Genomic DNA, 22,789 nt, shown 5'->3' with positions numbered 1-22,789 from the left:
TGTTCCTGTCTATTTTGTTGCCCGAAATCGCTCGGGTCTTACGTAGGCCGGATAAGCACAGCGCCATCCGGCATTCGTGTTTTATTGATTGCCGGATGGCGACGCGATGCCTCTTATCCGGCCTACAGACCAATTGCGCTCAGTTAGCCGCGTTTGCTCAGAATCTCTTTTTCGTACGCGCGCACGTTCTCCAGCCACTGGCTGCCCGCTGGCGTATCGTGACGCTGGCAATACATCTCCCACACGGCCTGCCACGGCAGGGATTTCTGCTCTTCAAGCAACGCCAGACGCGCGGTGTAATCGCCTTCGGCTTCCAGCTTACGCAGCTCGGCAGTCGGCTCCAGCAGGGCGCGCAGCAGCGCTTTTTTCATGTTGCGGGTGCCGATAACCCAAGCCGCGATGCGGTTGATAGACGCGTCGAAGAAGTCGAGGCCGATATGCACGCGGTCGAACAGATCGTTGCGTACAATCTCGCTGGCGATCGCCTGCGTTTCATCGTCCAGCAGCACCACGTGGTCGCTGTCCCAGCGCACCGGGCGGCTTACGTGCAGCAGCAGACGCGGTACATACAGCATGGCGGCGGAGATCTTGTCGGAGATCACTTCAGTCGGGTGGAAGTGGCCCGCATCCAGACACAGCGCGGTCTGGCGGCTGGCGGCGTAGCCCATGTAGAACTCATTGGAGCCGACGGTGTAGCTTTCTGCGCCAATACCGAACAGCTTGCTTTCTACGGCGTCAATGTGATGCGCCGGATCCAGTTTCTCGCTGATGACGTCATCCAGCGCATTCAGCAGACGCTGACGTGGTGCTAAACGGTCAACAGTGATGTCTTTCATGCCATCCGGGATCCAGATGTTCATCACCGACGGGGTGCCCAGTTGCTCACCAAAATAGGCGGAGATGCGGCGGCTGGCCTTGCAGTGATCGATCCAGAACTGGCGAATTTTCGCGTCCGGATGGGAAAGGGTGAAACCGTCAGCGCTCAGCGGATGCGAGAAGCAGGACGGGTTAAAATCGAGACCCAGTTGGTTGGCTTTCGCCCACTCCACCCAGTTTTTGAAGTGTTCTGGCTTGATCTGATCACGGGAAACCGGGGTGTCGGATTCGAGATAAATCGCGTGCAGGTTCAGGCGCTTCGGCCCAGGGATCAGGCTCAGCGCCTGCTCCAGATCGGCACGTAATTCGGTCGCGTTACGCGCTTTGCCCGGGTAGTTACCCGTCGCCTGAATACCGCCGGTCAGGTTGCCTTCCGGATTTTCAAAACCGGCGACGTCATCGCCCTGCCAGCAGTGCATAGAGACCGGCAGACGATCGAGCTGACGCAGGGTCTCTTCGACATCGATACCTACCGCAGCAAAACGCTGTTTCGCCAGTTCCCAGGCTTGTTCAAGTTGAGTGGTCATGCGCAAAGCTCCTTTGTCTGTCGTGTGGATTGAAACTGCGCAACATGGCGGGCAATTTCGCTATCAGGATGAGGAATAAAGGTGGTCAGGTCGTAGTTGGCGCTCACTACCTGACGGAAATCATCAACGTTGGTCAGCTCGTCCAGCGTCATAAGCTGGATACCGATGTTGCCGAGCGTGGACGCCTCTACGGGACCGGCCATCACACGGATACCGCAGGCGTCGGCGCACAGTTGGTTCAGTAATGCGTTCTGGCAACCGCCGCCGACGATATGCAGGCTGGTGAAGGCTTCACCACGAAGGTCGGCCAGTTCCTGCAGGACGCGGGCGTACAGCAACGCCAGGCTGTCGAAAATACAGCGGGCCAGTTCGGCGTCTTGCGTGGGCACCGGTTGACCGGTTTCACGGCAGGCAGCCTGAATTTCCGCGCCCATATCGGCAGGATTGATAAAGCGATCGTCATTGGGATTAATCACGAAACGGCAAGCGGGCAGTGCCTGCGTTTGCGCGATCAGCGCAGGCAGATCGGTAATCTGGCGTTCTTTCAGGACGCGCTGCAGCAGCCACAGTCCCATGATATTTTTCAGCACGCGGTAGCGTCCTTCCGCACCGCCCTCGTTGGTAATATTGGCGCTTAGCGCGGCATCATTGGTATAAGGCGTTCTGCTCTCGAAGCCCATCAGCGACCAGGTACCGGAAGAGAGGTAGGCGCTGTTTTTTTCTGCCAGCGGAGAGGCAATCACCGCGCTGGCGGTATCGTGGCTGGCGACGGCAACGACCGGGATCTGATTACCCTGCGGGCAAATCCAGTGACCGATGACATTGCCCGGATGCGTTGGCGTGCCGAACCAGGCGTGATTCGCGCCGGTCCACGCCAGCAGCGTGTCATCCCAGCCGTCGGTATGAATATTGACGAGCTGCGTAGTGGTGGCGTTGGTATATTCCCAGTTCATTTTGCCGGTCAGGCAATAGGCGAAGTAATCAGGAATTAGCAGAGCGTGCGCCACCTGGGGGATCAGTTCCGGTTGTTGTTCAACCAGCGCGCGTAATTGATACAGCGTGTTAAACGGCAAAAACTGAATACCGCTGCGGCGATAGATTTCCGCTTTCCCGAGTTGCGCCTGCGCCTGTTGCATCACGCCTGTGGTGCGGCTGTCACGGTAGGAGACGGGCAGGCCGACGCGCTGACCGTGTTTATCCAGCAGAACATAGTCCACGCCCCAGGTATCAATCCCGATACTGTCAATGCGGATGCCTTCATCGCAGACTTTCTCCAGTCCAAGACGAATGGCTCCTTCCAGACTGTCGATATCCCAGGCGTCGAAGCCGTCTGTTTTTTGCAGGCAATTCACGAAACGGTGGATTTCACGCAACGTCAGGGAACGGCGTTCACTGTCGTAACGCGCCAGCATAACGCGTCCACTGGATGCGCCGAGATCGACAGCGACACAATGGCGAAAAGTCATAATGAGGTCCTTCCAGGAGTGATGGCTATGAGTCTAAGAACCCCGGGGAAAAGGTACCTTCTTGCTACTGACAGCCAAAATTAGCCGCTGGCAAGAAAGCAAAGATGAACGTGATGACGTTCACAGTTTCCAGTAATGAGCCTGTTTTTACCTGATGTGACGGCGTCCGCATTTAGCGAACTTTCCTGCCCTGTCTTGAAAAAATGACCGGATATGCGCGCTTTCGTGTCAAAACTTTAAGGTGAGGTGGCGACCCCTTAATTACTATTTCAGTCATGTTCCACTTCATGTCAGGAAGCCATCATGACCCTATTGCACAGCGTGGATTTTTTTCCGTCAGGTAAGGTCCCTATCGCCATTGAACCCCGGCTTCCGCAGTCTGCTTTTCCTGAACACCATCATGATTTTCATGAAATCGTGATCGTTGAACATGGCACAGGCATTCATGTGTTCAACGGACAGCCGTATACCATCAGCGGCGGCACCGTCTGTTTTGTTCGCGATCATGACCGACACATGTATGAACATACTGACAATCTGTGTCTGACCAACGTGCTCTATCGTTCGCCGGATGCGTTCCAGTTTCTGGCAGGGCTGAACCAGCTTTTACCGCAGGAACAAGATGGGCTGTATCCGTCCCACTGGCGGGTAAACCAGGGGGTGTTACAGCAGGTGCGCCAGTTGGTTGCTCAACTGGAACAACCCGATGGAGAGATGGACACGCCAGCGGTCGCCAATCGCGAAATCGTGTTTATGCAGCTGCTGGTATTGCTGCGCAAAAGCAGTCTGATGGAAGGGGCGACGGATAATGATGCGCGGCTGAATCACCTGATGGCCTGGCTGGAAGATCACTTTGCCGAAGAGGTCTGCTGGGAAGCCGTGGCCGATCGGTTTTCGCTCTCATTACGCACCTTGCACCGTCAGTTGAAACAACAAACCGGGCTGACGCCGCAGCGCTATTTGAACCGGCTGCGTTTAATTAAAGCGCGTCATTTGCTACGCCATAGCGATGACAGTGTTACCGATATCGCCTATCGCTGCGGATTTGGCGACAGTAACCACTTTTCGACGCTTTTTCGCCGCGAATTTGACTGGTCGCCGCGTGATATCCGCCAGGGGCGCGACGCATTGCTGCAATAACGCAGATGCTGAAGTATGACGGGTATATCAATATTTTTTGCCGCCGCTTGACGCATAATAGAGTGTTGTTATTGGTAGAGGTGATGTGGTGGCAAATCAGCTCGTTCTTCATAAAGCCGACTTTTTTGCAAGCGACGCGCAGGCGGTTGCTGTCGCCGATCGCTATCCGCAAAATGTCTTTGCGGAACATACCCATGATTTTTGTGAACTGGTGCTGGTCTGGCGTGGCAACGGTTTGCATGTGCTCAATGAACGTCCCTATCGCATTACACGCGGCGACCTGTTCTACATTCGTGCCGAAGATAAACACTCCTATACGTCTGTTAATGATCTGGTATTACAGAACATCATCTACTGCCCGGAGCGGCTGAAGCTAAATCTGCGGTGGGAAGAGGCGATACCTGGATTTAACGGAACCCAATGGCAGCCACACTGGCGTCTGACCAGCGCCGGTATGACTCAGGCGCGGCAGGTTATCAGCCAGCTTGAGCATGAAAGCCAGCAGAGCTGCCCGTTGGCTAACGGTATGGCGGAACTGCTGTTTGGGCAACTGGTGATGATCCTGCAGCGCCATCGCTATGCCACGGATAATCTTCCTGCTACCTCAAGCGAAACGCTGTTGGATAAACTGATCACCGCGCTGGCGGGCAGCCTGGAGCACCCGTTTGCGCTGGATGAATTTTGCGCCAGGGAAACCTGCAGTGAACGCGTGTTGCGCCAGCAGTTTCGCGCACAAACCGGTATGACCATCAACCAATATTTGCGCCAGATCCGCGTCTGCCACGCGCAATATTTGCTCCAGCATAGCCGCCTGATGATCGGTGAGATTTCGATGCAATGTGGGTTTGAGGACAGTAACTATTTTTCAGTGGTGTTCACGCGGGAAACTGGGATGACGCCAAGCCAGTGGCGTCATCTCAGTCATCACAACGACTAACTCGCCATTCCCATTCCGACAATATTGGCGGCGATGATAATCACCACGCAGCCCAGGCTCAGCACACTCACAGGACGTCGACCGGCGTTTTTCCACTCTTTCAACACCAGCCCGACAATACCGCCGCACAGGACGTAGAAACTCATGTGCAGCATCCAACTGATGTAGTCATACTGCGCCGGAATGCGTGCGTGGCCCCAGGCGTAGAAGAAGAACTGCAAATACCACATCAGACCGCCCAACGCTGACAGCAGCACGTTGGTGATGATCAGGGATTTTGCCAGCGAGAAGTCGGCGGTTATCGACAGATTCTTCACTTTTGCCAGACGAATAAAACAGAAACCCAGGTTGACCAGTGCGCCGCCACCCATGATCACGACATAGCTGGGCAGAGCGACATACAGCGGGTCTACGCCAAGGGCGGCAGCGGCTTCATGCATCGGTTTGGCGGCATTCATCGCAAAGGACATGCCGGCAGAGAAGATCCCGCACATTACTGCCAGCAACAGACCTTTTTTCAGGTTGAACTCTTCGGCTTTGATGCCCATTTTACGCTCTTTCAACTGCCCGGCACGGGTCACAATCCCCACACCGATAAGCGCCACCAACACGCCAAGCAGCGTCATGCGTCCGCCTTCCGTGTTGATCAGGACATCGAAATTACCGTTGAGAATGGGCGTCATCAGCGTACCGACAATCAGCGTAATGCCAATCGCGATACCAATCCCCATCGACATACCGAGGTAGCGCATGGTCAGGCCGTAGTTAATATTGCCAATACCCCACATGGCGCCAAACAGGAAAACAGGTAATAAAGTAGAAAGGTTAAAAGAGCTGTAGTAGGCCCAAAAATCGGGCAGCAGCAGGGCGCTTATGGTCCACGGCAGGATAATCCAGGAGACAATCCCGCCAACCGACCACATCGTTTCCCATGACCACTGTTTTACTTGCTTAAACGGGGCATAGAAACAGGCTGCACTGGCCGCACCTATCAAATGCCAAAAAATACCCATCGTAATCGCGTTACTCATGACGTCATCCTCATCGTTTTTATTGTCGCGTTACCCCTTCGACGTGATGAGTGTAAAAATTGCGCAGATTCTTAACCTTCTTCCCGTTGCCGCTTTTTTGTTCTTTTTGGCAATAGGCGCGTTAAGCGGGTGATTTAGTTCACATCTTTGGTAAGTGGGGGAGGGTTTATATCCTTACGAAAAGTACGGCATTGATAATCATTTTCAATATCATTTAATTAACTATAATGAACCAACTGCTTACGCGGCATTAACACCCAGCCGCTCGATAATAATGGAGATGATTATGAGTTATACCCTGCCATCCCTGCCGTACGCTTACGATGCACTGGAACCGCACTTCGATAAGCAGACGATGGAAATTCACCATACCAAACACCATCAAGCCTACGTCAACAATGCCAATGCGGCGCTGGAAAGCCTGCCAGAATTCGCTGGCCTGTCTGCCGAAGAGCTGATCGCGAAACTGGATCAACTGCCAGCGGACAAGAAAACCGTACTGCGTAACAACGCAGGCGGTCACGCTAACCACAGCCTGTTCTGGAAAGGCCTGAAAACCGGCACTACCCTGCAGGGCGATCTGAAAGCCGCTATCGAACGTGACTTCGGTTCCGTTGATAATTTCAAAGCCGAGTTTGAGAAAGCGGCTGCCACTCGCTTTGGTTCTGGCTGGGCGTGGCTGGTGCTGAAAGGCGACAAACTGGCCGTCGTGTCTACCGCGAACCAGGATTCCCCGCTGATGGGTGAAGCTGTTTCTGGCGCGTCTGGCTTCCCGATCGTCGGTCTGGACGTGTGGGAACACGCTTACTACCTGAAATTCCAGAACCGCCGTCCGGACTACATTAAAGAGTTCTGGAACGTGGTGAACTGGGACGAAGCAGCAGCGCGTTTCGCCGCGAAAAAATAAGTCTGATTGTTGCCTGATGGCGGTAACGCCATCAGGCTGCATGACTCAACCTTTTGTCAAAAACACCTCGTCAATCGTTCGGCAGTCCTTCTCACTCAGCTCACCGCCTGCATTTCGCGAAACCCCGGTGCAATAACCAAATTTACGCGATACCACGGTTTTAATCGTGGTGACAAAATCCTCACCAATGGCGTAAATGGACATATAGGTACCGATCTTGTCTTGAATTTCACGCAACTTTTGCAAATCGCCCTGTTTAAACGCCTCGCGCGCGTCGACAAAAAGCTCAGGCATCACGTTGTTTAAGCCGGAAATGATCCCTGCGCCGCCCGCCATCAGGTTAGGGATGTAATACTCGTCATAGCCGGAGAGGACGGCAAAGTCATCACGCACGGCACGGGTGGTCTGGATCATGCTGCGGGTGTGGGACTGGCAATCGACGGTATCCTTAATACCAGCAAAATTGGGGAACTCGGCAGCGAGAGTGGCGACCAGGTCGGGGGTTAAATCACAGCCGGTCCGTGCCGGGAAATTGTAGGCAAACCATTTTCCGCGTAATGCGCCACCAAGTTTGCGGAAATAGCTCAGGAGCTGCTTTGTTGTTTGTCCGTAATAGTACGGCGGTAATACCATCACCGCATCGTAACCCGCTTTGTCGGCTTCCTGCGCCATCTGTAAAACGTCGCTCATACAGGTGGAGGAGACGTTGGCGACCATCTTCAGCGAGCTCATTGATCTCGCTTCCCGGATCAGCATCAGCCGTTCTTCAAGGCTAAAAGAGGCAAATTCACCGATGCTGCCCATCAGCAAAATAACATCGATTTTGGCGTCGGTAAGACGCTTGAGATGATGCTTCAGACCGGAGAGATCGACGTTTCCATCATTATCCATCGGCGTAATGGAGGGACACCAGACACCAGCAAATTGCGATTGTACTGTCACGTTGTTGACTCCTTGTTATGAAATGGCGTTTTAAAATCATCCTAATTGATAGCATGTCTGGCCATTCATCATGTGAATCCGGCTCTCATTTTGAGCGGCTGAGGTAAAATAAATATGCTCTAATGAGGATTATTTATCGGGGAGAGGGAACAGATGCGATATCCAGTCGAGGTGTTTACAGGCAAGGTTCTGGACTATACGGGAAGCCGCCCCAGCGCGATTGCGAAGATTCAGGTGGATGGCGAACTGATGCTGACGGAACTGGGTCTGGAGGGCGATGAGCAGGCGGAGGCGAAAATCCACGGTGGGCCCGATCGCGCACTGTGCCATTACCCGCGAGAGCATTATCTGCACTGGGCCAGGGAATTCCCGGAACAGGCGGATAGGTTTGTCGCGCCCGCGTTTGGTGAAAACCTCTCAACCGACGGTCTGACTGAACAGAATGTCTATATTGGCGATATCTTCCAGTGGGGAGAGACGCTGATTCAGGTAACGCAACCGCGTTCGCCCTGCTTCAAACTCAACTATCATTTCGGCATCAGCGACATGGCGAGCCAGATGCAAAACGCTGGTAAAACGGGCTGGTTGTACAGCGTTATCTCTGCCGGGAAAGTCTCGGCGGATGCGCCGCTGGTTCTGGTGTCGCGCGTCAGTGACGTCACGGTACAGGAGGCAATTGCTATTGCCTGGCATATGCCGTTTGATGATGCGCAGTATCACCGTTTGTTGTCGGCGGCAGGGTTATCAAAAAGCTGGACCAGAACGATGCAGAAGCGGCGCTTAAGCGGCAAGATCGAAGACAATTCGCGTCGTTTGTGGGGAAAATAAAAAATTGCGCGCCGGGATGATGCCCGGCGCCACAATTAAGCGCGTTTATACAGCGGTAGCCAGATCACCAGGCGTAAACCACCCAGTGGGCTGTCTTCCGCTTTGACCCAGCCACGATGTTGCTGAATGGCGGTTTCAACGATCGCCAGACCCAGGCCGGTCCCGCCGGATTCGCGATCGCGCGCCTCGTCGGTACGGTAGAAGGGTCGGAAAATCTGTTCCCTGTCTTCAGGGCTGACGCCCGGACCATCGTCGTCCACGGTAATCGTGATCCCGTCTTTGTCCACCGCGAAGCCGACTTCAATCTTCGTGTGTGAATAGCGCAGGGCGTTACGGACAATATTCTCCAGCGCGCTTTCCAGCGCATTCGGGTTGCCATAGAGCGGCCATGGTCCCGGCGGGAAATTCACCGTCAACGATTTGCCCATCTGCTCGGCTTCGAAGGCGGCGTTATCCAGCACATCGCCCCACAGATGATTGGCTTTCATCGTTTCACTGACCAGCGCATTTTTCTGCTGATTACGCGACATCACTAACAGGTCGTTGATCATGCTGTCGAGTCGGTGCGCTTCGGTTTCAATACGCTCCAGCTCTTTACTCTCGCCACTACGGCGGCGCAGCAGGGCGGTGCCGAGTTGCAGACGTGTCAGCGGGGTTCTCAGCTCGTGAGAGATGTCCGACAGCAGACGCTGTTGCGTGGTCATCATTCGCTCGAGCGCAGTCACCATTTGGTTAAAGCTGGCGCCAGCCGCGTGAAATTCCTGCGGGCCTGCTTCCAGTTCCGGATGTTGTCGTAAGTTACCCTGCGCCACTTCATCCGCCGCGTTTTTGAGCTTACGCGCTGGTTTTGCCAGGCTCCAGGCCAGCCAGAGAAGCAGCGGGGTGCTGACCAGCATCGTCACAATCAGCAAGAGCAGAGGGCGGTCAAACAGCAGATTAATAAAATCGGATTGCGAACTGCTGGCCGGGCGGATCAGATAGAGTTGGTAGTTATCTTCTCCATCTCTGACGGAGAACGGTCCCACCATCTCAACGCGGCCATACTTTTTCTTCTGGGGATGATCGGCGTTATCCGCCTGACCAATAAAGTTACGAATGATCTGCATTTCGTTGCGTTCTGCGCCGATCACGCGTCCTTCTGTGGTAACAAGCAATAACCGCTGTCCAGGCGGCGCCCACTTGTCAATCGCCCGGAACAAGCGACGCCACCACATCAGGTCGTTGGGTGGATCGTTCGCGAGTTCAGCTTCAACGTGTTGCTCAATCATCAACCCCTGGCGCTGTTCGCTGTCCAGTAGCTCGGTCATCTGGCGTGAGTCGAGCTTGGGTAACATCAGAACCAACATCAACACCAGTGCCAGCGTCAACCAGAAGATAGCAAAGATGCGCGCGGTAAGGCTCCCTATCATGAAGCGGAGACCATCAGATAGCCGCGGCCACGTAAGGTTTTAAACCACGGATGTCCGTCTTTACGTTCCGGCAGCTTACGGCGCAGGTTCGAGATATGCATATCAATCGCACGGTCAAACGGCGTCAGGCGTTTGCCCAGCACTTCCTGGCTTAAATGTTCACGCGAAACCACCTGGCCGAGATGCTGAGCCAGCAAATAGAGCAGGGTGAATTCGGTGCCGGTTAACTCCAGAGTTTGGCCATCAAAGCTGGCTTCCTGGCGACCTGGATTGAGACTTAAGGCATCCACTTCCAGCGTTGGCGAGCCGTTATCGCTGCTTTGCTGTTGTTCGCTCCAGTGAGAGCGGCGCAGGATAGCGCGGATGCGCGCGACCAGTTCGCGGTCATTAAACGGTTTGGGTAAATAGTCGTCCGCGCCCAGCTCAAGACCAAGTACGCGATCCAGTTCGCTGCCACGCGCGGTCAGCATGATTACGGGGGTTTGGTGTGTCTGGCGAAGCGCTTTCAATGTATCGATACCGTTTTTCTTCGGCATCATGACATCGAGCAAAAGTAAATCAATGCTGTCGTCCAGAAGTTCAAGCGCCTGCTCCCCGTCATGGGCAACCAGCACATCGAAGCCTTCCATTTCGAGCAACTCCTTTAACAGGGAAGTCAGCTCTCGGTCATCATCAACTAACAGGATTTTATTCATTATTTAAATACCTCCGAGGCAGAAATTACGTCATCAGGAGTCGCTAATCCATGACTTTACGTTGTTTTACACCCCCTGACGCATGTTTGCAGCCCGAATCGTAAACTGTCTCTCGTTGAATCGCGACAGAAAAGATTTTGGGAGCAAGTGATGCGCAAAGTTACCGCTGCCGTCATGGCCTCAACGCTGGCACTCAGTTCTTTAAGCCACGCTGCTGAAGTCGTTACAGGCGATAACTGGCACCAGGGCGAAGGATCGACGCAGCGCAGTACGCAGAGCCATATGTTTGACGGCATAAGTTTAACCGAACATCAGCGTCAACAGATGAGAGATCTGATGCAGCAGGCAAGACACGAACAGCCTCCTGTTAATGTTAGCGAAGTGGAGACAATGCATCGCCTTGTCACCGCAGAAAAATTTGATGAAAGCGCTGTGCGCGCTCAGGCAGAAAAAATGGCACAAGAACAGGTTGCCCGCCAGGTCGAAATGGCCAGGGTTCGCAACCAGATGTATCGCCTGTTAACGCCGGAGCAGCAAGCGGTTTTAAATGAGAAACATCAGCAACGAATGGAGCAGCTGCGCGACGTGGCGCAATGGCAAAAAGGCTCATCGTTGAATTTATTGAGTAGTAGCAGCTCACGTTCCCAGTAACAAACCCTGTTTTCCTTGCCATAGACACCATCCCTGTCTTCCCCCACATGATGTGGGGGTTTTTTTTGCCCTCAATTTGTCATCCGGTTATTGTCTGACTGTTTTACGTCATCCGTTATACTACCGGCATGTCCTGGCAGGAGTGTTTATGAATCAAACCTATGGACGGCTGGTAAGCCGGGCGGCAATCGCTGCAACAGTGATGGCGTCGTTGCTACTTTTAATCAAGATTTTTGCGTGGTGGTACACCGGGTCGGTAAGTATTCTGGCGGCGCTGGTGGACTCGCTGGTGGATATTGCCGCGTCGCTAACGAATCTTCTGGTGGTGCGTTATTCGCTGCAACCCGCAGACGATGAACATACTTTCGGGCACGGCAAAGCCGAATCGCTGGCGGCGCTGGCGCAAAGTATGTTTATTTCGGGTTCTGCGCTGTTTTTATTTTTGACCGGCATTCAACACCTCATCCAACCCACGCCGATGAAGGATCCGGGCGTTGGCGTCGTGGTGACGGTTATCGCACTGGTCTGCACGCTTATTTTGGTCACGTTTCAGCGCTGGGTCGTGCGCAGGACGCAAAGTCAGGCTGTGCGGGCAGATATGCTTCATTATCAGTCTGATGTTATGATGAACGGAGCGATTCTTGTGGCGCTTGGCCTCGCCTGGTATGGCTGGCATCGTGCAGACGCCTTGTTTGCGTTGGGAATCGGCATCTATATTCTATATAGCGCGTTGCGAATGGGATATGAGGCGGTGCAATCGTTGTTGGACCGCGCATTGCCCGACGACGAACGTCAGGAAATTATTGGTATCGTGACATCATGGCCGGGTGTCAGCGGCGCTCACGATCTTCGCACACGGCAGTCAGGGCCGACTCGCTTTATTCAGATTCATTTGGAAATGGAAGATCATCTGCCTCTCGTTCAGGCCCATTTGGTGGCTGAACAGGTGGAGCAGGCGATTTTACGGCGTTTTCCGGGCTCTGATGTCATTATCCATCAGGACCCGTGTTCCGTCGTACCCAGGGAAGGTAAAAGGTTTGAGCTTTCGTAATTCGTTGTAAAAAAAGTGAACCAGGCCAGCATTTTGTGTATAAATTACCGCCTTTTGGCCTGACCTGAATCAATTCAGCAGGAAGTGATTGCTATACTATCTGCATATGCGTTGGATCGTGTCGATATGCAGAATCGGCTTCCGGCAACAGATTTCATTTTGCATTCCAAAGTTCAGAGGTAGTCATGATTAAGAAAATCGGTGTGTTGACAAGCGGCGGTGATGCGCCGGGCATGAACGCAGCAATCCGTGGCGTTGTGCGCGCAGCGTTGACGGAAGGGCTGGAAGTAATGGGTATTTATGACGGCTACCTGGGTCTGTATGAAGACCGTATGGTTCAGCTTGACCGTTACAGCGTGTCCGACATGATCAACCGTGGCGGCACCTTCCTCGGTTCCGCGCGTTTCCCGGAATTCCGTGATGAAAATGTGCGTGCCGTGGCTATCGAAAACCTGAAAAAACGGGGCATTGACGCGCTGGTGGTGATCGGCGGTGACGGTTCGTATATGGGTGCAAAACGCCTGACTGAAATGGGCTTCCCATGCATTGGTCTGCCAGGCACTATCGACAACGACATCAAAGGCACCGACTACACCATCGGTTACTTTACGGCGCTGGGGACGGTGGTTGAAGCGATTGACCGTCTGCGTGATACCTCCTCCTCTCACCAACGTATCTCTATCGTTGAAGTGATGGGACGTTACTGTGGCGACCTGACCCTGGCGGCAGCGATTGCCGGTGGTTGTGAGTTTGTTGTGGTGCCGGAAGTGGAATTCAGCCGCGAAGATCTGGTCGCTGAAATCAAAGCCGGTATTGCGAAAGGCAAAAAACACGCCATCGTCGCTATCACTGAACACATGTGTGACGTTGACGAACTGGCGCATTTCATCGAGAAAGAGACCAAACGTGAAACCCGTGCAACCGTACTGGGACACATTCAGCGTGGTGGTTCTCCGGTGCCTTACGACCGTATTCTGGCGTCCCGCATGGGGGCGTATGCCATTGAATTGCTGCAGGAAGGTTTCGGCGGTCGTTGCGTCGGTATCCAGAACGAACAACTGGTTCACCACGACATCATCGACGCTATCGAAAACATGAAGCGCCCATTCAAAGGTGACTGGCTGGACTGCGCGAAGAAACTGTACTGATCGCAATTGCCGGATGGCGGCTTGCGCCTTATCCGGCCTACAAATGCAGCATGTAGGCCTGATAAGCGTAGCGCCATCAGGTATAAAGGCGGAGTGAATCCCGCCTTTTTTACGTTTATTTATATTCCCCATAGTTATAGCAAATCTTTTTTTATTCTTTAATGTTTGAATTCCTTTCTGGCACGCTCTGATCATCACAACACAGCATAAGAGAGTTGGGCGATGAACAAATGGGGCGTGGGATTAACGTTGTTGCTGGCATCCACCAGCGTTCTGGCGAAGGATATTCAATTACTTAACGTTTCGTATGATCCAACGCGTGAGTTGTACGAGCAGTACAACAAAGCGTTTAGCGCGCACTGGAAACAGCAAACGGGTGATAACGTGGTGACCCGCCAGTCACATGGTGGTTCCGGCAAGCAAGCGACCTCCGTGATTAACGGCATTGAGGCGGATGTGGTAACCCTGGCGCTGGCCTACGATGTAGACGCCATTGCGGAACGTGGTCGCATTGATAAAAATTGGATCAAACGTCTGCCGGATAACTCTGCGCCTTACACCTCCACCATCGTCTTCCTGGTGCGTAAAGGGAATCCAAAGCAAATTCATGACTGGAACGATCTGGTAAAACCTGGCGTATCCGTCATCACGCCGAACCCGAAAAGCTCAGGCGGCGCACGCTGGAATTATCTGGCGGCGTGGGGTTACGCCCTGCACCACAACAACAACGACCAGGCGAAAGCCCAGGACTTCGTGAAGGCGCTGTTTAAGAATGTGGAAGTCCTCGATTCCGGTGCTCGTGGTTCAACCAACACCTTCGTAGAACGCGGGATTGGTGATGTCCTGATTGCCTGGGAGAACGAAGCGCTGCTGGCAACTCATGAACTCGGTAAAGACAAATTCGAGATTGTGACCCCGAGCGAGTCAATCCTGGCGGAACCGACCGTTTCGGTCGTCGATAAAGTGGCTGAGAAAAAAGGCACCACTGAGGTGGCGCAAGCCTATCTGAAGTACCTCTATTCGCCGGAAGGCCAGGAGATTGCAGCGAAAAACTACTATCGTCCGCGCAATCCTGATGTTGCGAAGAAATATGAAGGCGCTTTTCCGAAATTGAAACTCTTCACCATTGATGAGGCGTTCGGCGGCTGGACAAAAGCGCAAAAAGAGCACTTTGCAAACGGTGGAACCTTCGACCAAATCAGCAAACGCTAACCATTTCTGCGATTTTCAGGCCCGCTGGCGCTATGCCATCGGGCTTTTTTAATTGTCATCATTTTGCGTTACTCTTGCACTTCAATGAGATACAGGAAACGCACAATGAAAAAAGCAGGTTATCTTTCACTGGCGATTGTCGTCATCGCCGCCGCAGCGGGTATCGGCTACTGGAAATTTGCAGGAAATCCGGATGCGCTACGGGAGAAAGTCCTGAAGCAGTGCGTACCTAATCAGCGTCAGCATCACAATCCGGCGCCCTGTACAGAAGTGACGCCGGAGGCAGGTTATGTGGTGTTTAAAGACAGAAATGGCCCTCTGCAATATCTGTTAATGCCAACTTACCGCATTAACGGCACGGAGAGTCCCTTATTGACGGAGCCGTTCACGCCCAATTTCTTCTGGCTGGCCTGGCAGGCGCGTAGTTTTATGAGCCAAAAGTACGGACAGGAGATCCCTGACAGCGCCGTGTCATTGGCAATCAACTCACGCACCGGGCGGACGCAAAACCATTTCCACATCCATATCTCCTGTTTGCGCAAGGACGTTAGAGCGCAACTTGATGACAATATGGCAAAAATCGGCACTCGCTGGTTGCCGCTCGCGGGTGGATTACGCGGACACGAGTATCTGGCCCGTCGGGTCACCGAGAACGAACTGGCGCAGCGCAGTCCCTTTATGATGCTGGCGGAAGAGGTGCCAGAAGCGCGCGATCATATGGGTAGCTACGCACTGGCAATGGTGCGCCAGAGCGATGACACTTTTGTATTGCTGGCAACACAACGCAATCTGTTGGCGTTCAACCTGGCGTCTGCCGAGGAAATTCAGGATCATCAATGTGATATTCTGAAGTAACCCACCATATCTGGCGTTTACTCTATCAGCCTGTCCCCGTATCCTTGTTGAAAAAAACAACAGGAGACAGGCATGTCGCTCTGGTTTTCGCACCCTCTGTTCATCCCTTCACTGCTTGTCGGTCTCACCATTCTGCTCTGGGCGACGTCCCTGCTGCCGGAATTTATTACGGCGTTGTTGTTTTTTACCGTTGCGATGGTGGCAAAGATTGCGCCGCCGGACGTTATCTTCGGCGGCTTTGCCTCTTCGGCATTCTGGCTGGTATTTAGCGGATTTGTGCTGGGAATTGCGATCCGTAAAACGGGGCTGGCGGACCGGGCGGCGAGGGCATTGTCGGCAAGGCTAACCGACTCCTGGCCGTTGATGGTGGCGAGTGTGGTGTTACTCAGTTATGCACTGGCGTTTGTCATGCCTTCCAACATGGGGCGTATCGCATTGCTGATGCCGATTGTTGCGGCAATGGCGAAACGCGCCGGAATTGCTGACAATTCACGCGCCTGGTACGGTCTGGCGCTGGCGGTGGGTTTTGGCACCTTCCAGCTTTCCGCCACAATCCTCCCTGCTAACGTGCCTAACCTTGTCATGAGCGGCGCAACGGAAGGTTCGTATGGCATCCATTTGAATTATTTGCCGTATTTGTTGCTGCACACCCCCGTTCTCGGCTGGCTCAAAGGGGCAGCGCTTGTCCTCCTGATTTGCTGGCTGTTTCCGGGGAAGCCCCATGTGCCGGACGATACCTCATCGCCTGCGCCCATGAGTCGCGATGAAAAGCGATTATCCTGGATGCTGGCGGTGGTGCTGGTGATGTGGGTCAGTGAAACCTGGCATGGTATTGGTCCGGCGTGGACCGGGCTGGCGGCGGCCGTGATTACCCTGCTGCCGCGCGTAGGCTTTATCAATGGCGAGGAGTTTTCCAGTGGCGTGAATATCCGCACGTGCATCTATGTGGCGGGTATTCTGGGGCTGGCGATTACCGTGACGCATACCGGGATTGGTAGCGCGGTCGGAGAGGCGCTGTTGCAGATTATGCCTCTGAACGCAGAAAATCCTTTCACCAACTTTGTCACGCTGACCGGGATCACCACCGTCCTCAACTTTATCATGACCGCCAATGGCGTTCCGGCGTTGTACACCACGCTGGCAGAGAGTTTTTCTGATGCGACCGGGTTCCCGCTGCTTTCGGTCATTATGATTCAGGTACTGGGCTATTCCACACCGCTACTGCCGTATCAGGCATCGCCGATTGTCGTGGCGATGGCGTTAGGGAAAGTACCGGCCAGAGCAGGGATGTTGCTGTGTCTGGCACTGGCGCTGGTCACCTGGATGGTGTTGCTGCCGCTGGATTATCTGTGGTTTAGCGTGCTGGGAAAATTGTAGCTGCGCGGCGTCACAGACCCGATATATTTTGAATGGTCACCCCTTCTGTTTTGTGATGTAGCTGATTGTTTTATCAGCATAAATATCGGTTAATAGCCGTGAACACACTCGTTCAGAAGAAATTCAAGGATTAATACATGGACCGGTTAACCCCCATTCGTCTCTGGCCTGCATTTCTTTCGGTTTTCATTACCCTGATGTTGTGGTTTGCTGTCCCCAACCCTTCCGGTGTGACGCCTGAAGCCTGGCATTTACTGGCATTATTTATAGGTACTATCGCGGCTATTATCGGTAAAGCCCTGCCTATTGGCGCTATCGCAATCATTGCGATTATGCTGGTGGCAATGACGGGCGTTACTAATCCAGGTAAACCCTCTGCGGCACTGAATGATGCCCTGAGCGGCTTTTCTAACCAATTGATCTGGTTGATTGGTTTGTCGATTATGCTCTCGCAAAGTTTGTTGAAAACGGGGCTGGGGGCGCGTATTGGCTATGGATTTATCGCGTTGTTTGGTAAACGAACGCTGGGTATCGCCTGGGCATTGACGCTGGCTGAAACATTGATTGCGCCAGTGACCCCCAGTAACACCGCGCGCGGTGGCGGTATCATCCATCCGGTCATGCGTGCTATCGCGGAAAGCCTGGGGTCGCAACCGGGGAATAGCGAAAATGGGTCGACGGGCCGTTATCTGGCGCTGGTGAACTACAATATTAACCCCATCAGCTCGGCGATGTTTATTACTGCGACTGCGCCTAACCCACTGATAGTGAGCTTTTTAACCAAAGGTACTGATGGGGTTTTGAACATGACCTGGGGGATGTGGGCGATAGCCGCGCTGCTCCCTGCGGTGGTGTCACTGGTGCTGATGCCGCTCGTCATCTGGTGGCTTTATCCCCCTGCCATTACCCGCACGCCTGATGCGCCGCAGTTCGCGCGACAAAAGCTGGAATCACTTGGTCCGTTGGCGCTTGCCGAGAAAATTACGCTCGCCGTTTTTGCGCTGCTGCTGTGTTTGTGGGCGGGGATCCCGGCGCTCATTATGGGGAGTGGCTGGACAGTTAACCCGACCAGCGCTGCCTTAATTGGGCTCTCAATATTGCTGATTTCAGGGGTATTGAGCTGGGATGACATTCTTAAATGTCGCAGTGCCTGGGATACCGTCGTGTGGTTTGCGGCACTGGTAATGATGGCTGAGTTTCTCAGCAAGTTGGGTCTGGTGAGTTGGCTGGCCGTGAGCGTGGGGAATACGATCGATCATCTTGGCGTGCACTGGGGCGTCGCCACACTGTTACTGGTTCTGCTCTATGTTTACTCTCACTACTTTTTTGCCAGTACGACCGCGCATATTACGGCGATGTTTGCGGCGTTCTTCGCAGCAGGATTAGCACTGGGCGCGCCGCCGGCATTGCTGGGCTTAATGCTCGCTTTTTCTTCATCGCTGATGATGTCGTTAACGCATTATGGTACGGGCACCGCGCCGATCATCTTTGGCTCCGGATACGTCACACTTGCGGAATGGTGGAAAACGGGATTGGTGATGAGCGTGGTAAACCTGACTGTCTGGGGGATCGTCGGGGCGGTCTGGTGGCACTGGCTGGGATACTGGTAAATAAAAATGTGGCGGTAGATGACGCATCTACCGCCACAACAGCGATTACGCCTGTTTAGCCGCTTCTGCAGCTTTGACGATCACGGCGAAAGCATCAGCTTTCAGTGAAGCACCGCCAACCAGCGCGCCGTCGATGTCCGGCTGAGCGAACAGTTCTGCTGCGTTGGACGCGTTTACAGAACCGCCGTACTGGATGATAACCTGCTGTGCGATTGCCGCGTCAGCTTTAGCAATGTGGTCACGGATGAATTTGTGAACCGCCTGAGCCTGTGCCGGAGTAGCAGATTTGCCCGTACCGATCGCCCATACAGGTTCGTAAGCGATAACCACGCCTTCGAATGCGCTTGCGCCCTGAGTTTTCAGTACTGCGTCGATCTGACGTGCACACACTTCTTCTGTTTTGCCCGCTTCGTTTTCTGCTTCGGTTTCACCGATGCACAGAACCGGGGTCAGGCCCTGCTCTTTCAGAACTGCGAATTTCTTAGCGATCAGTTCATCAGACTCTTTGTGATAAGTACGACGCTCTGAGTGACCGATGATGATGTACTGAGCACCGATATCTTTCAGCATTTCTGCTGAAGTTTCACCGGTAAACGCGCCAGACAGGTTCAGGTCAACGTTCTGCGCGCCCAGAATGATGTGGCTACCGGCCGCAGCGTGTTTCGCCAGGTCGATGTACATTTCCGGCGGAGCGATAGCAACGCCACAGCCAGCAACGCCAGCCAGCTCTTTGCGCAGGTTAGCAACCAGCTCGTTTACCATGTGGCGGCTGCCGTTCAGTTTCCAGTTACCCATCACTAAAGGATGTCGCATTTCAATTCTCCACGCTTTATCAGCGAATTAAGGAATATGGCCACCCTTCAGGGCAGCATGGTCTGTGAAACAGTATAGAGATTCGTCGCTGGAAAGGCTTTGCTTTTTGTCATTTATTCGCCCCTTCCAGACCTTCAGATAGTGCCAGCTTAATCGGTTCAACAGCGAAGGTCAGTCCCTTTTCGCCGTTATCTGCGACAACATAGCGAATTGCGCCTTCGGTTTCAGCGTAGTAGCGCTTATTCTTGCCTGCAATAAGCAACCGCTGCAGTTTTTTCTGGCTTTGTTCCTTCGTCAGTAACGGCGCGACGCTACGAATGACGGCCGCCATATACTCCAGCGCTTTCGTCCTTGCCGCCTTTTGCTCTGGCCCTTGAATGGGGAGCCAGGTTATCTGCATGCTTTTGATTTTTAACGTGCCGCGCTCCAGCGCCGTAGAGGCGTACAGGTTTTCGTTGATCTTGCTGGCGGCGCGCGTCAGATTGGCTTTGTCCCGACTGCTGTCGATAGCGCGAAATTCGTTCAGTGAAAGCTTAGGGTTTTGGCTGTTAAAGTTTTCGCGAAACTGGCTGATCGAGAGATCGAACGTCGGGGCGCCAGCCAGCAGATACGGCGCCGTCGTCGTCGAGGGTTCTGCTGCCTGCACCGGTGTGCTTACGGAAATCACAGAAAACAATAGTAAAAACAGCGTACATCCTGGCTTCATCAATCTTACCTTTCGTTATGGCTGCTCACGATTAAAACGATAACTGCCTGGCTTGTCAAAAGGGTAAACTGTGGGGTAGGGCAATAATAAAGGAACTTACATGACCATACAGCAGTGGTTATTCTCATTTAAAGGGCGTATCGGGCGCCGTGATTTCTGGATTTGGGTCGGCCTCTGGTTTGTCGGTATGCTGGTTCTGTTCACTCTGGCCAGTAAACAATGGCTTGAGATTAAAACGGCGGCGTTTGCTCTGGTATGTATGCTCTGGCCGACGGCGGCGGTAATGGTAAAACGGCTGCATGACAGAGGACGTTCAGGCCTGTGGGCGTTACTGATGATTCTGGCGTGGATGCTGCTGGCGGGCAACTGGGTGATGCTGCCGGGCATGTGGCAGTGGGTCGTCGGACGTTTTGTCCCAACAGTGATTCTGGTCATGATGCTGGTAGACCTGGGCGCATTTGTCGGCACCCAGGGCGAGAATAAATTTGGTAAAGATACGCAGGACGTTAAGTATAAGGCGTGATTGATTGCGCTGCTGTCATCGGGCAAAAAATTACCAGTAGTGTTCGGCGGTCATATGGCCCGGTCGGCGGCGCAGGTGTTTGGTCATTTGCCGGGTCTCTTTCAGCAATTGCTGCGTGTCGCGAACCATCTGTGGATTGCCGCAAAGCATAATGTGGCTGGTCTCTTTATTCATCTGCAAGCCAACCGCTTTTTCCAGCTCACCGCTTTCAATCAGCGCCGGTATACGCCCGGTTAGCGAACCCGCGATAGTTTCCCGGCTTACCACCGTTTGAATTCGTAATTTACCCTCGTAGCGTGCTTGTAACTCCAGCATGAGCGGCAAATAGCTTAAGTCAGCGGCGTAACGTGCGGCATGCACCAGCACCAGATTTTTAAAACGATCGACGTCTTTACCCTGTTGCAGAATTGACAGGTAAGGGCCAATTGCCGTTCCCGTCGCCAGCATCCACAGCGTGTCGCACTCGGGAACCTCATCCAGCACAAAAAAACCGGCAGCTTCACTGACGACCTGGACTTCATCGCCGGGTTTCAGCGCCGCCAGACGTGGACTCAGTTTTCCGTCGGGAACGGTGACCAGGTAAAACTCCAGATCGGGATTCTCGGGGGCGTTGACATAAGAATAGGCGCGCTGGACGCGCTCGCCGTCAATCTCCAGTCCGAGCTTGGTAAATTGACCCGCCGTGAAGGGATGAACCGGGGCGTGAACGGTCAGACTCAACAGCGCCTCAGTCCAGTACTGCACTTTAGTCACTTTGCCTGTTACCCACTCTGCCATGGTCTTCTCCTGTTCCGATCCAATAGCCCTATCTTCGTTCGTTGGGCGAAAGATTTCCAGCCCATATGGGCCGGAAGGCTCTATTGATCAAATTACACGTCATCCTTCACGCTGCCTCTTTGTTGGCAGCATTCGCGCAACCCTGTCACATCGTTATCTATGCGCCTGGGATATTGCTCGCTTGCCGTCGCGACGCAATGTGAAGGAATTTGTGTCAGATTTTAAAGGATGTGCGCCTGTACGTCCGGGTCTTTGCGATCGAGGTAATGAATTGACTGGATGCGGCGAATGGTGCGTGACTTCCCGCGGATCAGCAGCGTTTCGGTGGTCGCGATGTTGCCTTTACGGCTGATCCCTTCCAGCAGGTCACCTTTGGTGATCCCGGTCGCGGAGAAAATGACGTTGTCGCTGCGCGCCATTTCGTCCAGACGCAGCGCTTTACCCGCTTCAATGCCCATCGCCTCGCAGCGCGCCAGTTCTTGCTCGCCAATGCGACGATTGTCTTCGCTATCGCCTTTGACATCATGACGCGCCAGCAGGCGGCCCTGCATATCGCCATCCAGTGCGCGGATCACGGCGGCGGACACAACACCTTCCGGCGCGCCGCCAATCCCGTACAGCACGTCGACTTCGCTGTCTGGCATGCAGGTAAGAATAGAGGCGGCAACGTCACCGTCAGGAATCGCAAATACGCGCACGCCCAGCGTCTGCATCTCTGCGATTACGTCATCATGGCGTGGTTTCGCCAGAATGGTGACGGTCAGTTCGCTCAGCGGTTTGCTGAGTGCCTTTGCCACATTATTCAGGTTTTCCGCCAGCGGCAGGTTGATATCGATAGACCCTTTTGCTCCCGGACCCACGATCAGCTTTTCCATGTACATATCCGGCGCGTTCAGGAAGCAGCCCTTGTCGCCGACAGCCAGAACCGCCAGCGCGTTAGCCTGGCCCATCGCCGTCATGCGGGTGCCTTCGATAGGATCGACAGCAATGTCTACCGCGTCGCCGTGTCCAGTACCGACTTTTTCGCCGATAAACAGCATTGGCGCTTCATCGATCTCGCCTTCGCCGATGACAATCGTCCCGTCAATATTGACCTGATTGAGCATAATGCGCATGGCGTTAACAGCCGCGCCGTCAGCGGTATTTTTATCGCCGCGCCCCAACCATTTGTAGCCAGCCAGCGCAGCCGCTTCGGTCACGCGGGAAAATTCGATGGCAAGTTCTCGTCTCATAGCAAACCCGTAGCAGAAAGAAATTGCGCGAAGTGTAGCACAGGGGAGGGGATGGGATTATTGATGTGTGTGCGTG

22 protein-coding genes are annotated in these 22,789 nt (G+C 53.7%); 12 read left to right on the top strand and 10 right to left on the bottom strand.

The window, feature by feature from the left end; all coding sequences use genetic code 11:
* Window positions 1-143: 143 nt before the first annotated feature.
* Both rhaA and rhaB read right to left on the bottom strand, forming a co-directional pair.
* Window positions 144-1,403, bottom strand: coding sequence for an L-rhamnose isomerase (rhaA, locus tag AC07NP_RS13515; RefSeq protein WP_494660780.1), 1,260 nt, complete (start codon window positions 1,401-1,403; stop codon window positions 144-146).
* A complete protein-coding gene (gene rhaB / locus AC07NP_RS13510) occupies window positions 1,400-2,869 on the bottom strand; it encodes a rhamnulokinase (protein WP_203359393.1) in 1,470 nt (489 codons plus the stop codon). The genes rhaA and rhaB overlap by 4 nt, the downstream gene beginning before the upstream one ends.
* Window positions 2,870-3,172: 303 nt before the next feature.
* Between rhaB and rhaS the strand changes: the two genes are divergently transcribed.
* Together rhaS and rhaR are read left to right on the top strand one after the other, a co-directional pair.
* Window positions 3,173-4,009 carry an HTH-type transcriptional activator RhaS gene (gene rhaS, locus AC07NP_RS13505; protein WP_192613892.1) on the top strand — a complete coding sequence of 279 codons (837 nt, stop codon included), beginning with the start codon at window positions 3,173-3,175 and terminating at the stop codon, window positions 4,007-4,009.
* Between the two features lie 88 nt (window positions 4,010-4,097).
* A complete protein-coding gene (gene rhaR / locus AC07NP_RS13500; protein WP_203359392.1) occupies window positions 4,098-4,946 on the top strand; it encodes an HTH-type transcriptional activator RhaR in 849 nt (282 codons plus the stop codon).
* Here the strand turns inward: rhaR and rhaT are convergent.
* Complete coding sequence (gene rhaT, locus AC07NP_RS13495) at window positions 4,943-5,977, bottom strand: L-rhamnose/proton symporter RhaT (RefSeq protein ID WP_494660779.1); 1,035 nt, start codon at window positions 5,975-5,977, stop codon at window positions 4,943-4,945. The two genes, rhaR and rhaT, sit on opposite strands and share 4 nt — an antisense overlap.
* Before the next feature lie 286 nt (window positions 5,978-6,263).
* Between rhaT and sodA the strand changes: the two genes are divergently transcribed.
* Window positions 6,264-6,884: a superoxide dismutase [Mn] gene (gene sodA / locus AC07NP_RS13490; protein WP_203359391.1), complete on the top strand. Its 621-nt coding sequence runs from the start codon at window positions 6,264-6,266 to the stop codon at window positions 6,882-6,884.
* A 45-nt stretch (window positions 6,885-6,929) separates the two neighbouring features.
* Here the strand turns inward: sodA and AC07NP_RS13485 are convergent, their stop codons facing one another.
* On the bottom strand, window positions 6,930-7,826 hold the full coding sequence (locus tag AC07NP_RS13485; RefSeq protein ID WP_494660778.1) for a dihydrodipicolinate synthase family protein: 897 nt from the start codon (window positions 7,824-7,826) through the stop codon (window positions 6,930-6,932).
* A 153-nt stretch (window positions 7,827-7,979) separates the two neighbouring features.
* Here AC07NP_RS13485 and yiiM point away from each other — a divergent pair, with 153 nt between their 5' ends.
* On the top strand, window positions 7,980-8,654 hold the full coding sequence (gene yiiM, locus AC07NP_RS13480; RefSeq protein ID WP_494660777.1) for a 6-hydroxyaminopurine reductase: 675 nt from the start codon (window positions 7,980-7,982) through the stop codon (window positions 8,652-8,654).
* Between the two features lie 35 nt (window positions 8,655-8,689).
* Here the strand turns inward: yiiM and cpxA are convergent, their stop codons facing one another.
* The gene (gene cpxA / locus AC07NP_RS13475; protein WP_203359388.1) at window positions 8,690-10,063 is read right to left on the bottom strand and encodes an envelope stress sensor histidine kinase CpxA; all 1,374 of its coding nucleotides are present in this window, start codon (window positions 10,061-10,063) and stop codon (window positions 8,690-8,692) included.
* Window positions 10,060-10,758, bottom strand: coding sequence for an envelope stress response regulator transcription factor CpxR (gene cpxR, locus AC07NP_RS13470; RefSeq protein WP_038635960.1), 699 nt, complete (start codon window positions 10,756-10,758; stop codon window positions 10,060-10,062). The genes cpxA and cpxR overlap by 4 nt, the downstream gene beginning before the upstream one ends.
* Window positions 10,759-10,908: 150 nt before the next feature.
* Between cpxR and cpxP the strand changes: the two genes are divergently transcribed.
* The 7 genes from cpxP (at window position 10,909) to AC07NP_RS13435 (ending at window position 18,662) form a co-directional block, all read left to right on the top strand.
* Entirely contained in the window at window positions 10,909-11,409 is a 501-nt protein-coding gene (gene cpxP, locus AC07NP_RS13465; RefSeq protein ID WP_494660776.1) for a cell-envelope stress modulator CpxP, read from the top strand.
* A 148-nt stretch (window positions 11,410-11,557) separates the two neighbouring features.
* Window positions 11,558-12,460, top strand: a complete 903-nt coding sequence (fieF, locus tag AC07NP_RS13460) for a CDF family cation-efflux transporter FieF (protein WP_494660775.1) — start codon at window positions 11,558-11,560, stop codon at window positions 12,458-12,460.
* Between the two features lie 185 nt (window positions 12,461-12,645).
* Entirely contained in the window at window positions 12,646-13,608 is a 963-nt protein-coding gene (pfkA, locus tag AC07NP_RS13455) for a 6-phosphofructokinase (RefSeq protein WP_162379691.1), read from the top strand.
* A gap of 222 nt (window positions 13,609-13,830) precedes the next feature.
* Window positions 13,831-14,820 (top strand): sulfate/thiosulfate ABC transporter substrate-binding protein Sbp, encoded by a 990-nt coding sequence (sbp, locus tag AC07NP_RS13450; RefSeq protein WP_494660774.1) that lies wholly within the window; start codon window positions 13,831-13,833, stop codon window positions 14,818-14,820.
* Window positions 14,821-14,925: 105 nt separating this feature from the next.
* Complete coding sequence (locus tag AC07NP_RS13445; RefSeq protein WP_494660773.1) at window positions 14,926-15,675, top strand: CDP-diacylglycerol diphosphatase; 750 nt, start codon at window positions 14,926-14,928, stop codon at window positions 15,673-15,675.
* A 72-nt stretch (window positions 15,676-15,747) separates the two neighbouring features.
* Entirely contained in the window at window positions 15,748-17,052 is a 1,305-nt protein-coding gene (locus AC07NP_RS13440) for an SLC13 family permease (RefSeq protein ID WP_203359384.1), read from the top strand.
* A 137-nt stretch (window positions 17,053-17,189) separates the two neighbouring features.
* Complete coding sequence (locus AC07NP_RS13435; RefSeq protein WP_494660772.1) at window positions 17,190-18,662, top strand: DASS family sodium-coupled anion symporter; 1,473 nt, start codon at window positions 17,190-17,192, stop codon at window positions 18,660-18,662.
* Window positions 18,663-18,707: 45 nt separating this feature from the next.
* Here the strand turns inward: AC07NP_RS13435 and tpiA are convergent, their stop codons facing one another.
* Entirely contained in the window at window positions 18,708-19,475 is a 768-nt protein-coding gene (tpiA, locus tag AC07NP_RS13430) for a triose-phosphate isomerase (RefSeq protein WP_192613878.1), read from the bottom strand.
* A 109-nt stretch (window positions 19,476-19,584) separates the two neighbouring features.
* Window positions 19,585-20,181 (bottom strand): YiiQ family protein, encoded by a 597-nt coding sequence (locus AC07NP_RS13425; RefSeq protein WP_494660771.1) that lies wholly within the window; start codon window positions 20,179-20,181, stop codon window positions 19,585-19,587.
* A 100-nt stretch (window positions 20,182-20,281) separates the two neighbouring features.
* Between AC07NP_RS13425 and AC07NP_RS13420 the strand changes: the two genes are divergently transcribed.
* Window positions 20,282-20,704, top strand: coding sequence for a DUF805 domain-containing protein (locus AC07NP_RS13420; protein ID WP_192613876.1), 423 nt, complete (start codon window positions 20,282-20,284; stop codon window positions 20,702-20,704).
* A 30-nt stretch (window positions 20,705-20,734) separates the two neighbouring features.
* Here AC07NP_RS13420 and fpr read toward each other — a convergent pair whose 3' ends face one another.
* Both fpr and glpX read right to left on the bottom strand, forming a co-directional pair.
* On the bottom strand, window positions 20,735-21,481 hold the full coding sequence (gene fpr / locus AC07NP_RS13415) for a ferredoxin--NADP(+) reductase (RefSeq protein ID WP_494660770.1): 747 nt from the start codon (window positions 21,479-21,481) through the stop codon (window positions 20,735-20,737).
* 221 nt (window positions 21,482-21,702) lie between these two features.
* Window positions 21,703-22,713, bottom strand: coding sequence for a class II fructose-bisphosphatase (gene glpX, locus AC07NP_RS13410; RefSeq protein ID WP_494660769.1), 1,011 nt, complete (start codon window positions 22,711-22,713; stop codon window positions 21,703-21,705).
* Window positions 22,714-22,789 lie beyond the last annotated feature (76 nt).

Source organism: Citrobacter sp. GW821-FHT07H02 (assembly GCF_059418505.1).
The sequence above is the reverse complement of the archived record's forward strand: the minus strand, read 5'-3'. Positions and strand labels throughout refer to the sequence as shown.